Here is a 13,766-nt window from a genome sequence, read left to right as displayed (position 1 = left end):
GCTCCCGGCGGCCCGCACGCCACGGCCCGGCGGTTAGAGTCGACGGGCAGCACAACTCCATCCCGCTCCTCCTCCGGGGGAAGCCGGTGCGAATCCGGCGCTGACCCGCAACCGTGGACCCGACCGTGCGCCGGGCGAGCCGGAGCACCCGGGGAGGGACGAGCGGCGAGCCGGACACCCGCGCCCGGCACCCGTCGAGGACTACGGAACGGCCCCGCCCGGGCCCCCACCGCTCACCGAAAGGCACACCCGCACCATGCTGACCGCCGCCCGCCTGGGCGCCGCCGCCCTGTCCGCCGCGCTGCTCGCCGGCGTCGCCGCCGGACCGGCCCTCGCCGACAGCCCGTCGCCCGGCGCCACCACCGCCGCCGTCCCGGACGGCCTGTACGGCAAGGGCGACCCGACGTACGACGGCGTCTGGCGGCAGTCCCTCGCGCTCACCGCGCTGACGGCGGCCAAGGTCACCCCGGCCGACTCCGCGGTGGGCTGGCTCACCGGGCAGCAGTGCGAGGACGGCGGCTGGCCCTCCTACCGGGCCGCCGGCGCGGCCTGCGACGCCAAGACCGAGGACAGCAACGCCACCGCCGTCGCCATCCAGGCCCTGGTCGCCCTCGGCGGACACCAGCCGGCCGTCGACAAGGGCGTGCAGTGGCTCAGGGCCAACCAGAACGCCGACGGCAGCTGGCCCTACAACCCCGGCAACCCGGGCGACGCCAACTCCACCGGGCTCGCCGTCAACGCGCTGTTCGCCGCCCGTACCGACCCGGCCGGCGTCGCCCGGCCGGGCACCGGCGGCGCGGCCGGCAAGAACGCCTTCGAGGGCCTCGCCCGCTTCCAGCTCGGCTGCACCGCCCCCGCCGACCAGCGCGGCGCCTTCGCCTACCAGCCGGACCCGACCGGCGCTCTCGCCCCCAACACCCTGGCCAGCGCCCAGGCCGCCCTCGCCGCCGCCGGCGGGCACCTGCCGGTCGCCACCTCGGTGCACGCCGACGCGAGCCCCAAGGCCCTCGCCTGCGCCGACGGCTCCGCGCCCGCCACCATCCCGCACGCCGAGTCCGGCGAGGCCGTCGGCGCCTACCTCGGCGCCCAACTCGCCGCCGGCGACGAGCACCTCACCCTCACCACCCCGGGCGCCGACCCCAAGCCCGACTACACCGCGACCGCCTGGGCCGCCCTCGCCCTGATCCAGAGCGGTCACCCCGAGCAGGCCACCGACGCCGTGGACTGGCTGGAGGGGCAGGGCGACACCTGGACCAAGAACGGCACCGACGCCGCCGCCACCGCCAGCCTGCTGATGGTCTCCCAGGCCGCCCACCGCTCCACCGCCGACCTCACCGGCAAGCTCACCGCCCTCGGCCCAGTCCCCAAGGGCGGCGCCGCCGCCGCGGAGGCCACGCCGGTGAAGAAGAAGGGCGACGGCATGGGCCAGTTCTGGCTGATCGTCGTCGGCCTGCTCATCGGCATCGGCGGCGGCCTCCTGCTCAGCCTCCAGCGCAAGCGCAACCCGAACCTCTGATGCGTTCCGCCCCTGACGCCCGGACGGGCCGGACCCCCCGAGCGCGGGCGGCCCTGGCCGCCGCGCTCCTGCCGCTCCTCGGGGCGCTGGTGCTGCTCGTCTGCGCCGCGCCCGCGCAGGCGGCCGGGTACCGGTACTGGTCGTTCTGGCGCGCGGGCGACGGCGAGGCCTGGGCGTACCAGCAGCAGGGGCCCGCGGTGGCCGTACCGCCGGACGGCTCGGTGGACGGCTGGCGGTTCGCCGTCAGCCCGGACGGCGCGCGGGACGCCGCGAAGCCGCGCACGGCGGCCCCGTTCGACCAGGTCTGCGCGGCGACGCCCGCCCAGGACGGCCGCAAGCGGGTGGCCGTGGTGCTGGACTTCGGCACGGCCGAGGACGCCGGGGCGTCCGCCGCGCAGCCGCCCGGACAGCGGACGGCCTGCGCCAGCGTCGCGCCGCGGGCCAGCTCGGCCGAGGTGCTGGCCGCCGTCGCCCCGCCGCTGCGCTACGACTCCAACGGCCTGCTGTGCGCCATCGCCGGCTACCCGCAGGCGGGGTGCGGCGACCAGGTGGGCGCGGCCGGCGGCGCCGGGGCCACCGGATCCGCCGCCGGCCACGGCAGCGGCCCGGACCTCGGTCTGGTCGCCGGTGGTGCGCTGGTCGCCGTCCTCGCCGGTGGCGCCGTCTGGCAGGCCCGCCGCCGGCACTCCTAGGGCGTGCCGCGACATGCCCCGACCCCTTTCCCAGGACAGATCCGTGAGCAGCCCCGCCCGTAGCACCCGACCGCCCACCGGCCCGCGTCAACTGCACCCAGCGGCCTGGTGGTTGTGGGCGCTCGGGCTCGGCGCGGCGGCGACCCGCACCACCAATCCGGTGATCCTGCTGCTGCTCGCCGCGACCGCCGGCTACGTGGTGGCGGCGCGCCGCGGCGATGCTCCCTGGTCGCGTTCCTACGGGGCGTTCCTGCGGCTCGGGCTGCTGGTGCTCGGCATCCGGCTGGTCTTCGCGGTGCTGCTCGGCTCGCCGGTCCCCGGCACCCACGTGCTGTTCACCCTGCCCGAACTCCCGCTGCCCGCCTGGGCGCAGGGGGTGCGGATCGGCGGGCGGGTCACCCTCGAAGGCCTGCTCTCGGCGCTGTACGACGGGCTGCGCCTGGCCACCCTGCTGGTCTGCGTCGGCGCCGCCAACTCGCTGGCCAGCCCGGCCCGGCTGCTGCGCGCCCTGCCCGGCGCGCTCTACGAGGCGGGCGTGGCCGTGGTGGTGGCGATGACCTTCGCGCCGAACCTGGTCGCCGACGTCCGCCGGCTGCGCGCCGCCCGGCGGCTGCGGGGCCGCAACGACCGGGGCGTCGCGGCGGTGCTGAGCGTCGGACTCCCCGTCCTGGAGGGCGCGTTGGAGCGGTCGATCGCCCTGGCGGCGGCGATGGACACCCGCGGCTTCGGCCGGACCGCGGACGTCCCGCGCCGCCTCGCCCGGGTGACCGCCGCGCTGACCCTGGCCGGGCTGCTCGGGGTCTGCCTGGCCGCGTACGGGCTGCTGACCGCGGGCGGCGCCGGCTGGGCACTGCCGGTGCTCCTGCTCGGCCTGGCCGCCGCCTTCGCCGGGCTGCTGCTGGGCAGCCGGCGATCCGTCAGGACCCGCCACCGGCCCGATCCCTGGGCGCTGCCCGAGTGGCTGACCGCCGGCTCGGGCGCCGCCGTGGCCGCCCTGGTCACCTGGCTCGCGTCACGGGATCCGGCCGCCTTCGCCCCCACCGTCGTCCCGCCGACCGTCCCCGTGCTGCCGCTGGCCGTCGTGCCGGCCGTACTCCTCGGCCTGGTACCGGCGTTCGCCGCCCCGACCCCGCCCCGGAGGGCTTCGTGATCACCTTCGAGCAGGTCTCCGTCCGGTACGCGGACTCGGCCGAGCCGGTCCTGCGGAACGTCGACCTCACCGTCCCCGAGGGCGAACTCTGCCTGCTGGTGGGCCCGTCGGGTTCCGGCAAGTCCACCCTGCTCGGCACGGTCAGCGGCCTGGTGCCGCACTTCACCGGCGGCGTGCTGCACGGCCGGGTCACCGTCGGCGGCCGGGACACCCGCGAGCACCGGCCGCGCGAACTCGCCGACCTGGTCGGCACGGTGGGCCAGGACCCGTTGGCGCAGTTCGTCACCGACACCGTCGAGGACGAACTCGCCTACGGCATGGAGTCCCTGGGCCTGCCGGGCGACGTCATGCGGCGCCGGGTGGAGGAGACCCTCGACCTGCTCGGCCTCGCCGACCTGCGCGACCGCGCCCTCGGCGCCCTGTCCGGCGGCCAGCAGCAGCGCGTCGCGATCGGCTCGGTGCTCACCGTTCACCCGCGCGTGCTGGTCCTGGACGAGCCCACCTCGGCGCTCGACCCGGGCGCGGCCGAGGAGGTGCTCGCCGTGCTGCAGCGGCTGGTGCACGACCTCGGTACCACCGTGCTGATGGCCGAGCACCGGCTGGAGCGGGTCGTCCAGTACGCCGACCGGGTGCTGCTGCTGAACCCGGGCGCGGAACCGGTGCTGGGCGAACCCGCCGAGGTGATGGCGCACTCCCCCGTGCACCCGCCGGTGGTCGCTCTCGGCCGGCTCGCGGGCTGGCGGCCGCTGCCGCTGTCCGTCCGCGACGCACGCCGCAAGGCCGCTCCGCTGCGGGCCGAGCTGGACGGCCGCGCGCCCGCCGCCGCCGGCACCCCGGACGGTGCGCCGATCGCCGCCACCGACCGCCTGGCCGTACGGCGCGGCCCGGTCCAGGCCCTGCGCGGGGTCGACCTCGCACTGCGCCCCGGCGAGATCACCGCCCTGATGGGCCGCAACGGCGCCGGCAAGTCCACCCTGCTCGGCAGCCTGGTCGGCCTGCACGCCCCCACCTCCGGCAGCGTCACCGTCGGCGGCCGCACCCCGCACCGCACCCGCCCCACCGAACTGATCCGGCACGTCGGCCTCGTCCCCCAGGACCCGCGCGATCTGCTGTACGGCGAGACCGTCGCCGCCGAGTGCGCCGCCGCGGACACCGACGCGGGCGCCGCCCCGGGCAGCTGCCGCGCCCTGGTCGAGCGCCTGCTGCCCGGCGTCGCCGACGCCACCCACCCCCGCGACCTCTCCGAGGGCCAGCGGCTCACCCTCGCCCTCGCCGTCGTCCTCACCGCCCGGCCCCCGCTGCTGCTCCTCGACGAGCCGACCCGCGGCCTGGACTACGCCGCCAAGGCCCGGCTGGTGCAGATCCTGCGCTCGCTGGCCGCCGAGGGGCACGCTGTGCTGCTCGCGACCCATGACGTCGAGCTGGCCGCCGAGCTGGCGCACCGCACGCTGATCCTGGCCGAGGGCGAGATCGTCGCGGACGGACCGACGGCGGAGGTGGTGGTCTCCTCCCCGGCCTTCGCGCCGCAGGTCGCCAAGGTGCTGGCACCGGGGCCGTGGCTCACCGTCCAGCAGGTCGCGAAGGCGCTGGGCGCATGAGCGAGCGCAGTGAGCTCATCATCGACAGGTGCCCGTGGGCGAAGGCCCCCGCCGAGCGCAGCGAGGTGGGGGCATGAGCGCCCGTCCCGTCCCGCTCGGCCGCCGGTCCGTCGCGGCGCTGTCCCTGGTCTCCCTGGTGGGCGTGACGGCCTTCGGCTGGCCGCTGCTCGCCTCCACCAGGTCCGCCCTGGTCGGCCACTCCGCCGACGCCCCCTGGCTGTTCGCCCTGCTGCTCCCGCTGCTCCTCGCGGTCGTCATCGCGCAGATCTCCGAGGGCCGCTCGTCGGGCGGCGGTGCGCCGGGGCTGGACGCCAAGTCCGTCGCCCTGCTGGGTGTGCTGGCGGCGGCCGGTGCGGCGCTACGGCCGCTCGGGGCGGGGACGGCGGGCCTGGAGCCGATGTTCTTCCTGATGGTGCTGTCGGGGCGGGTGCTCGGACCGGGCTTCGGGTTCGTCCTCGGCTCGCTGTCGATGTTCGCCTCCGCGCTGCTCACCGGCGGGGTCGGGCCGTGGCTGCCGTTCCAGATGCTCGCCATGGGCTGGGTCTGCCTCGGCGCCGGCCTGCTGCCGGGTGCCGCCACGCTGCGCGGCCGCCGCGAACTGCTGCTGCTGGCGGGGTACGGGGCGGTGTCCGCCGTCCTCTACGGCACGATCATGAACCTCCAGGGCTGGCCGTACATCGGCGGGATGGCCGGCTCCGTCTCCTTCGTCCCGGGCGACCCGCTGCCCGCGAACCTGGTCCGCTTCGCCGCCTACTGCCTCACGACGTCCCTGGGCTGGGACCTGCCGCGCGCCGCGCTGACCGTCGTGCTGTGCCTCGGCCTCGGCACCCCCGTGCTGCGCGCCCTGCGCCGCACCACCCGCCGGGCCGCCTTCGACGGGCCCGTCGACTTCCGCCCGCCGCCGGCCGGCTGAGCTCCTCGCGTCTTCGTGATCGGGAACCTCCCCGCACCCCGACGACACGCCGGGCCTCGCACGTGAAGAAGCCGTTCGGCGGCCGGGGCCCGTCGCCGGACGGCCCGGGCGTGACCCGAACGCGCCCGACACGCGCCGGTACACCACCTGCCATCCCGGGTACACCGTAACTTTGACGGACCGTCATTTCTTCAGGCCCGCCCGGCCAGGTACGACTCCCGTCGATCGGTGGTGGTTGCCATGCGACGTCTCCCCCTGCGGATGCGGATCCTCCGGCTCGGGCTCGGCGGCTGCCTGCTGGCCGCGGCCACGACCGGCAACGCCACGGCGGCGTCGGCGGCCCCGGCGGCACCGGCCGCGCCGGGGAGAGGTCCGAGCGCATCGGAGCAGCGCGTCGAGAGCCTGTTGGCGCAGCTCACCACCGCCGAGAAGGTCACCCTGCTGCGCGGTCTGGACGCCCCGGGCGGCGTGAGCTCCGTCGGCTACGTCGCGGGCGTGCCCCGCCTCGGCATCCCGCCGCTGCTGCTGTCCGACGGCCCGGCCGGCGTGCGGGACGGCCGGCCGGCCACCGCCCTGCCCGCGCCCGTCTCGCTGGCCGCCGCCTTCGACCCGGCGCTGGCCACCACCTACGGCGACGTGCTGGGCCGGGAGGCGCGGGCGCGCGGCTACCAGGTGCTGTACGCGCCGATGGTGAACGTCGTCCGGGTCCCGCAGGGCGGCCGGGACTTCGAGACGCTGGGCGAGGACCCGTACCTGGCCGGGCGGCTCGCCGCCGCCGAGGTCCGCGGCATCCAGGCCCAGCGCGTCGCCGCGCAGGTCAAGCACTACGCCGCCAACAACCAGGAGGACAACCGCGAGTCGTACAGCTCGGAGGTGGACGAGCGCACCCTCGCCGAGATCGAGCTGCCCGCCTTCCGCGCGGCCGTCCGGGACGGCCGGGCCTGGTCGGCGATGTGCGGCTACAACCCCGTCAACGGCATCTGGGCGTGCGAGAACTTCCCGCTGCTGCGGGACGTGCTGAAGGGCCGCTGGGGCTTCGACGGGGTGGTCGGCTCCGACTACCCGGCCACCCACTCCTCGGTCAACGCCGCGGCGGCGGGCCTGGACCAGGAGTTCGGGGGTTCGACGTACTTCGCCGACCTTCCCGCCGCGGTGGCCGACGGGCGGCTCGCCCCGGCCGTGCTGGACGACCAGGTCCGGCGGGTGCTGCGGCTGATGGAACGCACGGGAGCGCTCGACGGCGGCCAGCCGCCCGCCTCCGACCCGGCCGCCGGCGCGCGCGACGCCCGTAGGGCCGCCGTTGCCGGAACGGTTCTGCTGCGCAACGAGAACTCCACCCTGCCGCTCGACGCCACCCGGCTGAAGTCCGTCGCGGTGATCGGCCCGTGGGCGGACCGCGCCTACACCGGCGGGGGCGGCTCCTCGCACGTCACCCCTTACCCGGACCGGATGGTGACACCCCGCCAGGGCATCGCGGCGCGGGCCGGTTCGGCCACCGAGGTGCGCTACCACCTGGGCGACGACCCGAACGCGGCGGCCGCGGTGGCCGCCGGGGCCGACGCCGCCGTGGTGGTGGTCGGCGACCAGGAGACCGAGGGCGCGGACCGCGGCTCGCTGGACCTCGCCCCGGCGGACGACGCCCTGATCCGAGCCGTCTCCAAGGCCAACCCGCACACCGTCGTGGTGCTGAACACCGGCGGGCCGGTCACCATGCCGTGGCTGGACGCGGTGCCCGCGGTGGTCGAGGCCTGGTACCCGGGCGAGCAGAGCGGCGCCGCGCTCGCCGACGTGCTGTTCGGGGACGCCGACCCGGGCGGGCGGCTGCCCGTCACCTTCCCGACCTCGGCCGGCGCGACCCCGCTCCAGGACCCCGCCCAGTACCCGGGCACGGGCGGCGCCTACCACTACACCGAGCGGCTCGGCACCGGCTACCGCTGGTACGACGCCAGCGGCACCGCCCCGCTGTTCCCCTTCGGCCACGGCCTGTCCTACACCGCCTTCGACTACGCCGGCCTCACCGTGACCGGCCCTGACCCGGCCGGCCGGGTGCGGGTCGGCTTCGACCTCACCAACCGGGGCAACCGGACCGGCACCGAGGTGCCGCAGCTGTACCTGACCTTCCCGTCGGCGGCCGGTGAGCCGCCGCAGCAGCTCAAGGCCTTCGACAAGGTCACGCTGGCGCCCGGCGCCTCGACCCACGTGGAACTGCCGCTGGACCGCTCCGCCTTCGCCGTCTGGGACCAGGGCGTCCACGGCTGGGGCGTCCCCGGCGGCCGGTACGGCCTCACCGTCGGCGCCTCCTCCCGCGCGCCCCGGCTGCGGGGCACGGTGGACGCGCCGGGCTCCCCCGCCGTCTCCACCTGGTCCGGGCGGATCACCGGCTCCGACGGGTCCTGCCTGGACGCCGAGGCCGCCGCCGCCGACCCCAACCAGCCGCTGAGGACCACGAGTTGCGCGGGGACGGCGGCCCAGGACGCCACGGTCGGCTCGGACGGCAGCCTCGGCGTCCTGGGGGGCTGCCTCACCCCGGCCGGCTCCGACGACGGCGCCGCCGTCCTACTGCGGGACTGCCACCCGGACGTTCGGGGCACCGAACAGGTCTGGCGGCCGAGCCCGGACAACTCGCTCCAGAACCCGGCCTCCGACCGCTGCCTCACCGCCGCCGACGGCCGCCTGCTGCTGCGCGACTGCTCGGGGGCCCCCGGGCAGCACTGGGCCACCCCCCGTCCGAGCGGACCGCTGACCGGCGTCGCCGGACAGTGCGTGGACATTGCCCGGGCCGCGACGGCCAACGGCAGCGCCGTCCAGCTCTACCACTGCAACTCCACCGGCGCCCAGGACTGGTCCGTCCAACAGGACGGCTCGCTACGGGCCCTCGGCAAGTGCCTGGACGTCACCAACGGCTGGACCGCCGCCGGCACCGCCGCCCAGCTCTACGACTGCAACGGCACCGGCGCCCAGAAGTGGCTGCCCCGCGCCGACGGAACCCTCCTCAACCCGGTCTCCAACCGCTGCCTGGACGCCCGCGACGGCAGCAGCGCCGACTGGACCAGACTCCAGATCTGGGACTGCCAGGCCAGCCCCAACCAGCTCTGGAAACTGCCCGGTTGAGCCGGTTCATCCGATCAGCCCGGCGGCCCGGCTCATGGCGCCGACCGCCGCTGACCATCCGGGCGGGGCGTCGGCGGTCCGGCGGCGGCGATGCCGCTGCTCCGGGGCCCGGTTCGCCGCTCGGCCCGCCGCACGGCCGTACGCTGTCCCGCAGCACGTGCACCACGCAGCGAGCACCAGCCAGCGAGCACCACGCGGCACGCACCACGCGGCGAGCACCAGGCAGTCGTGCGAGCACGCGCGGGCGCTCGGGGGAACCGGAGAAACCAGTGGAACTTCGTCAGTTGCGCGTCTTCGAGGCCGTGGTCACCCACCGCACCGTCAGCGCCGCGGCCGTGGCGCTCGGCCTCGCGCCGTCCTCGGTCTCCGAGCAGATCCGCACCCTCGAACTCGGCCTGGGCACCGAGCTGTTCGACCGGGCCCCGCACGGCATGGCCCTCACCGCCGCCGGTGAACGGCTGCTGCCCTGGTCCCGCAAGCTGCTCGACCAGGCCGAACAGGCCCGCCGGGAGGTGGTCGCCGACCGCGCCCGGCTCCGGCTCGGCGCCCTGGAGACCATAGCGACGACCCACGTCCCGGCCGTCCTGGCCCGGCTCGCCGAACGCCGGCCCGACCTCGACGTCTCCCTGCACACCGACACCGCCCGGGACGGCCTGCTCGGCGGCGTCGCGGCCGGGGCCCTGGAGGCCGCGCTGATCCTGGACACCGCCGGCCCGCTCGGCGACCTCGGCTTCTACCTGCCGCCCGCCCCGCTCGACCACCTCGACCTCAACGAGGTCCCGCTCGCCCTGGTCGCCGCCCCGGTCCACCCGCTCAGCGGCGCCACCGCCCTCACCCGCGCGGACCTGCACGGCCAGCGCCTCCTGGTGAGCGCCCCCACCTGCTCCTTCCGGCTCGCCGGCGAACGCCTGCTCGGCCACGACGTCGAACGCGTCCGCACCGGCGGGGTCGCCGTCACCCGCGCCTGCGCCGAGCAGGGCCTCGGCATCGCCCTCCTCCCCGAGTTCGCCGTCCAGGACCCGCTGGCCTCCGGCGCCCTCGTCCGCCTCCCCCTCGTCCCCCCGCCCCTCCGCCTCCGCCTGGTCTGGCGCGCCGACCGCGAGACCGTCCCCGGTCTGCGCGAGGCCGCCGCGGCCTGAAACGCCGCGCGCCCCGGGCTCGCGGAGCCCCGGGGCGCGCCGTTCGACGTACCGGACGTACGGGCCGTCAGGCCTTCGGGCCCGCCGACTGGACGACCTCGAAGGACCACAGCGTCGACCCCGAGGCGGCCGGCCGCTTCGGCGCCTCGCCGCCCTCACCGCCACCCTGGTGGGCCGCCTTCATCGGGCCCTCCATCCAGGCCTTGAAGTCCTCCTCGCTGCGCCACCGGGTGTAGACGAGGTACTGGTCGGTCCCCTCGACCGGGCGCAGCAGCTCGAACCACTCGAAGCCGTCGGAGTTCTCCACCGCGCCGGCCCGCGAGGCGAAGCGCTGCTCCAGCACCTCGCGCTGCTCGGCGGGCACCGTCAGTACGTTGATCTTGACGACGGACATGCCGCTCCTCACTGATACGCCGGGGCCCCGCGTACGGCGCGGCCGCCGGCCCGGTTGCTGCCTAGGGTCAGCAGTCTCCTACACCTCACGCGCCGCGGCTCAGGCGATCCACGCCGGGAGCAGGCGTTCGGCGTCGCGCGGGGCGAGGGCGCAGGCGCCGTCGGGGGTGCGGGCGTCGGGGTTGTAGGCGTGGGACGGGGAGGGGGAGGCGACGACGGCGGTGAAGCCTTCGGCGGTGGCGATCCGGCGCGGGGCGTCGGCGGGGAGGACGAGGGTGTCGCCGGCGGCGACCGCGATGCTCTCCCCGGCCAGGTCCACTTCCGCCGAGCCGGTCAGGAAGGTCCAGATCTGCTCGGTGTCCATGGCGTGCAGCGGGCCCTGTCGGTCGGCGGGCATCTCGACCTTCCACTGGGCGAGGGCGGTCGAGCCCTGGGTGGGCGAGGCGTGGGTGGTCATGACGGCGTTCGGAGTCTCGGTGCGGCGGGCGTCGGCGGAACGGATCACGGGCATGGCGAAGGGACCCCCTAGAATGGACAATGAAGTTGTCTATATGGTCAATGAGGTTGTCTATCGTGTCAAGCGAACCCGCCCCGCCCGGCTTCGAGCTTCCACTGCGCCTGCTGCTGGCCTTCCGGACGATCATCGACGAGCTGCACGAGCGCATCGCCCACGAAGGGCACCCCGACCTGCGGCCGATGCACGGCTTCGTCTTCCAGGCGATCGGCCCGCAGGGCACCACCGCCGTCGAGCTCGGCCGCCGGCTCGGCGTCTCCAAGCAGGCGGCGGGCAAAACCGTCGAGAACCTGGAGCAGCTCGGCTACGTCGAGCGCGGCAGCGACCCGGCCGACGCCCGCCGCAAGGTCGTCCGGCTCACCGACCGGGGCGTGGACTGCCTGGTCCGCTCGGCGCGGATCTTCGACGAACTGCGCGCGGAATGGTCCGAAGCCCTCGGCGAGGAGCAGCTCCGCCGGATCGAGGACGGCCTGCGGCAGCTCGCCCCCGGAGACCCGTTCCGGCTCGACACCCCGCGCTGGTTCGGCGCTCCGTGACCCGTGCGGCGCCAAGACCCTAGAACGACCGCCCCTCGCCGTGGTAGGGCGGCTGGAGGCCGAGGGGTGGGTCCGGGCGGTCGCGCCGGTCGGCGCAGAGGGCGGAGCTGAGCCGGGTGAGGAGTTCGGCGAGGTCGTCGTACTGCTGCTCGTCCCAGTCACCCAGCAGTTCCGCCAGCTGGGTGCGCCGGGCGTCGACCAGGCGCAGCGCGGCCTCCTGGCCGGGCTCGGTGAGGCGCAGCGGCAGGCCGCCGGTGCGGGCGGCGAGGCCCCGGCTCTCCACTTCGCGGACGGCCTCCTCGACGACCGAGATCGGGACGATCCTCCGCTCGGCGAGTTCGGCGGGCTCGACCGAGCCGTGGTGGTGAATCTGGAGGAGCAGCCAGCTGGAGGCGGGCAGCAGGTCGAGTCCGGCGGTGGCGGTGATCCGCCGGAACAGGTCGTGCCGGGCCTCGCGGGTGCTCAGCACGGACAGCGCGCGGGCGATCTCGTCCAGGGAGGACCGCTCGACCGGGTTGATCCCGATGGACTCGCTCAGGTCGGGCGCGGTCACCGTGGAGCGCAGCTTCTGCTCCCGCAGGAACAGCGACAGCACGAAGGCGACCAGCGTGACGGGCACCGCGTACAGGAAGACCCGGGTGATCGACTCGGCGTAGGCGTGGTGGACCCCGGCCTGGGCGGCGGCCGGCAGCCGGGTGATCAGCCGGGGGTCCGCGCCGATCTGGTCCGCCCGGAAACCCGGCGGCAGCGGCTGCCCGGCCAGGGCGTCGGCGAGCCGGGAGCGCAGACCACTGGCGAAGACCGTGCCGAAGATGGAGACGCCGAAGGAGGCGCCGATGGAGCGGAAGAAGGTGGCGCCGGCGGTGGCGACGCCGAGGTCCTGGTAGCCGACCGAGTTCTGCACGATCAGTACCAGCACCTGCATCACCAGGCCCAGCCCGAGGCCGAAGACCACGAAGTAGAGGCTCATCTCGGCGGTGCTGCTGTGCTCGTCCAGCCGGGAGAGCAGCACCAGTCCGATCGTGGTGACGGCCGTCCCGGCGATCGGGAAGATCCGGTAGTGACCGGTGCGGGCGACGATCTGGCCGGAGCCGATCGAGGTGAGCAGCATTCCGAGCACCATCGGCAGCATGTGGATGCCCGACATGGTGGGCGAGACCTGCTGGACGACCTGGAGGAAGGTCGGCAGGTAGGTGAGTGCGCCGAACATCGCGAAGCCGACCACGAAGGAGATCACCGCGACCAGGCTGAAGGTCTGCGAGCGGAACAGCCGCAGCGGCAGGACGGGTTCGACGGCCGTCCGTTCCACCTGGACGAAGGCGAGCAGCAGCGCCACCCCGAGCACGCCCAGGCCGGCGATCTGCCAGGAGTCCCACGCCCAGGTGGTGCCGCCGAGCGAGGTCATCAGCACCAGGCAGGTGGCGACGGCGGCGATCAGCGCGGTGCCCAGGTAGTCGATCCGGTGCTCGCGCCGGACCTCCAGGCCGTGCAGCACGGCGGCGATCACCACCAGGGCGACCACGCCGATCGGCAGGTTGACGTAGAAGACCCAGCGCCAGCTGAGGTGGTCGACGAACAGGCCGCCGAGCAGCGGTCCGAGCACGCTGGTCACCCCGAAGACGGCACCGAAGACGCCCTGGTACTTGCCGCGGTCCCGAGGCGCGACGAGGTCGCCGACGATCGCCTGGGAGAGCACCATCAGGCCGCCGCCCCCGAGGCCCTGGAGGGCCCGGAAGGCGATCAACTCGCCCATGTTCTGGGCGAGTCCGCAGAGCACCGAGCCGATCAGGAAGATCACGATGGAGGCCTGGAAGAACCGCTTCCGGCCGTACATGTCGCCGAGCTTGCCCCAGAGCGGGGTGGCGGCGGTGGAGGCCAGCAGGTAGGCGGTGACCACCCAGGACAGGTGGTCCAGGCCGCCGAGGTCGCTGACGATCGTGGGCAGCGCGGTGGAGACGATGGTCTGGTCGAGGGCTGCGAGCAGCATCGCCAGCAGCAGGGCGCCGATCGGCACCCAGAGGTTGGGAACGGTGACCTCCGGCGGGCCGGGCTCGGGCGCCGGGGCCCGGTCGGACGCGGGACCAGGGTCCCCCCGGCCGGGGGTTGGGGGAGGGTCCGTCATGGCGTCTCCGTAGGGTCGCGGGGTTGCGGTGCCGGACGACCGGACGCCCGGCGGATGATCACTCCCGGTTCCCCATGCTGGC

Annotated in this window: 11 protein-coding genes and 1 riboswitch; of the genes, 8 read left to right on the top strand and 3 right to left on the bottom strand. The window is 75.5% G+C overall.

Going from position 1 to position 13,766, the window contains the following annotated elements:
- The first annotated feature begins 76 nt into the window (after positions 1-76).
- A riboswitch (cobalamin riboswitch) is annotated at positions 77-150 on the top strand.
- Between the two features lie 106 nt (positions 151-256).
- From BOQ63_RS30645 to BOQ63_RS30615, 7 genes are all read left to right on the top strand, one after another.
- Complete coding sequence (locus BOQ63_RS30645) at positions 257-1,516, top strand: SCO2321 family membrane protein (RefSeq protein ID WP_030282329.1); 1,260 nt, start codon at positions 257-259, stop codon at positions 1,514-1,516.
- Positions 1,516-2,208 (top strand): SCO2322 family protein, encoded by a 693-nt coding sequence (locus BOQ63_RS30640; protein WP_030282326.1) that lies wholly within the window; start codon positions 1,516-1,518, stop codon positions 2,206-2,208. Before BOQ63_RS30645 ends, BOQ63_RS30640 begins: the two co-directional genes overlap by 1 nt.
- Before the next feature lie 13 nt (positions 2,209-2,221).
- On the top strand, positions 2,222-3,358 hold the full coding sequence (locus BOQ63_RS30635; protein WP_150476181.1) for an energy-coupling factor transporter transmembrane component T: 1,137 nt from the start codon (positions 2,222-2,224) through the stop codon (positions 3,356-3,358).
- On the top strand, positions 3,355-4,956 hold the full coding sequence (locus BOQ63_RS30630) for an ABC transporter ATP-binding protein (RefSeq protein WP_150476180.1): 1,602 nt from the start codon (positions 3,355-3,357) through the stop codon (positions 4,954-4,956). Before BOQ63_RS30635 ends, BOQ63_RS30630 begins: the two co-directional genes overlap by 4 nt.
- Positions 4,957-5,029: 73 nt before the next feature.
- Positions 5,030-5,869, top strand: coding sequence for an ECF transporter S component (locus BOQ63_RS30625; RefSeq protein WP_030282320.1), 840 nt, complete (start codon positions 5,030-5,032; stop codon positions 5,867-5,869).
- Between the two features lie 240 nt (positions 5,870-6,109).
- The gene (locus BOQ63_RS30620; protein ID WP_150476179.1) at positions 6,110-8,980 is read left to right on the top strand and encodes a glycoside hydrolase family 3 C-terminal domain-containing protein; all 2,871 of its coding nucleotides are present in this window, start codon (positions 6,110-6,112) and stop codon (positions 8,978-8,980) included.
- Positions 8,981-9,249: 269 nt separating this feature from the next.
- Positions 9,250-10,119: a LysR family transcriptional regulator gene (locus BOQ63_RS30615; protein WP_072655277.1), complete on the top strand. Its 870-nt coding sequence runs from the start codon at positions 9,250-9,252 to the stop codon at positions 10,117-10,119.
- A gap of 67 nt (positions 10,120-10,186) precedes the next feature.
- Here the strand turns inward: BOQ63_RS30615 and BOQ63_RS30610 are convergent, their stop codons facing one another.
- Together BOQ63_RS30610 and BOQ63_RS30605 are read right to left on the bottom strand one after the other, a co-directional pair.
- On the bottom strand, positions 10,187-10,513 hold the full coding sequence (locus tag BOQ63_RS30610) for an antibiotic biosynthesis monooxygenase family protein (protein ID WP_030282314.1): 327 nt from the start codon (positions 10,511-10,513) through the stop codon (positions 10,187-10,189).
- 99 nt (positions 10,514-10,612) lie between these two features.
- Positions 10,613-11,023 (bottom strand): cupin domain-containing protein, encoded by a 411-nt coding sequence (locus BOQ63_RS30605; protein ID WP_030549892.1) that lies wholly within the window; start codon positions 11,021-11,023, stop codon positions 10,613-10,615.
- A 62-nt stretch (positions 11,024-11,085) separates the two neighbouring features.
- Here BOQ63_RS30605 and BOQ63_RS30600 point away from each other — a divergent pair, with 62 nt between their 5' ends.
- Positions 11,086-11,562 (top strand): MarR family winged helix-turn-helix transcriptional regulator, encoded by a 477-nt coding sequence (locus BOQ63_RS30600; RefSeq protein WP_030282309.1) that lies wholly within the window; start codon positions 11,086-11,088, stop codon positions 11,560-11,562.
- A gap of 19 nt (positions 11,563-11,581) precedes the next feature.
- On the opposite strand, the gene BOQ63_RS30595 is transcribed toward BOQ63_RS30600, so the two are convergent.
- Positions 11,582-13,684, bottom strand: a complete 2,103-nt coding sequence (locus tag BOQ63_RS30595; protein ID WP_046387168.1) for an MDR family MFS transporter — start codon at positions 13,682-13,684, stop codon at positions 11,582-11,584.
- Positions 13,685-13,766 lie beyond the last annotated feature (82 nt).

The organism is Streptomyces viridifaciens (assembly GCF_001888885.2).
Lineage (GTDB): Bacteria > Actinomycetota > Actinomycetes > Streptomycetales > Streptomycetaceae > Kitasatospora > Kitasatospora aureofaciens.
The sequence above is the reverse complement of the archived record's forward strand: the minus strand, read 5'-3'. Positions and strand labels throughout refer to the sequence as shown.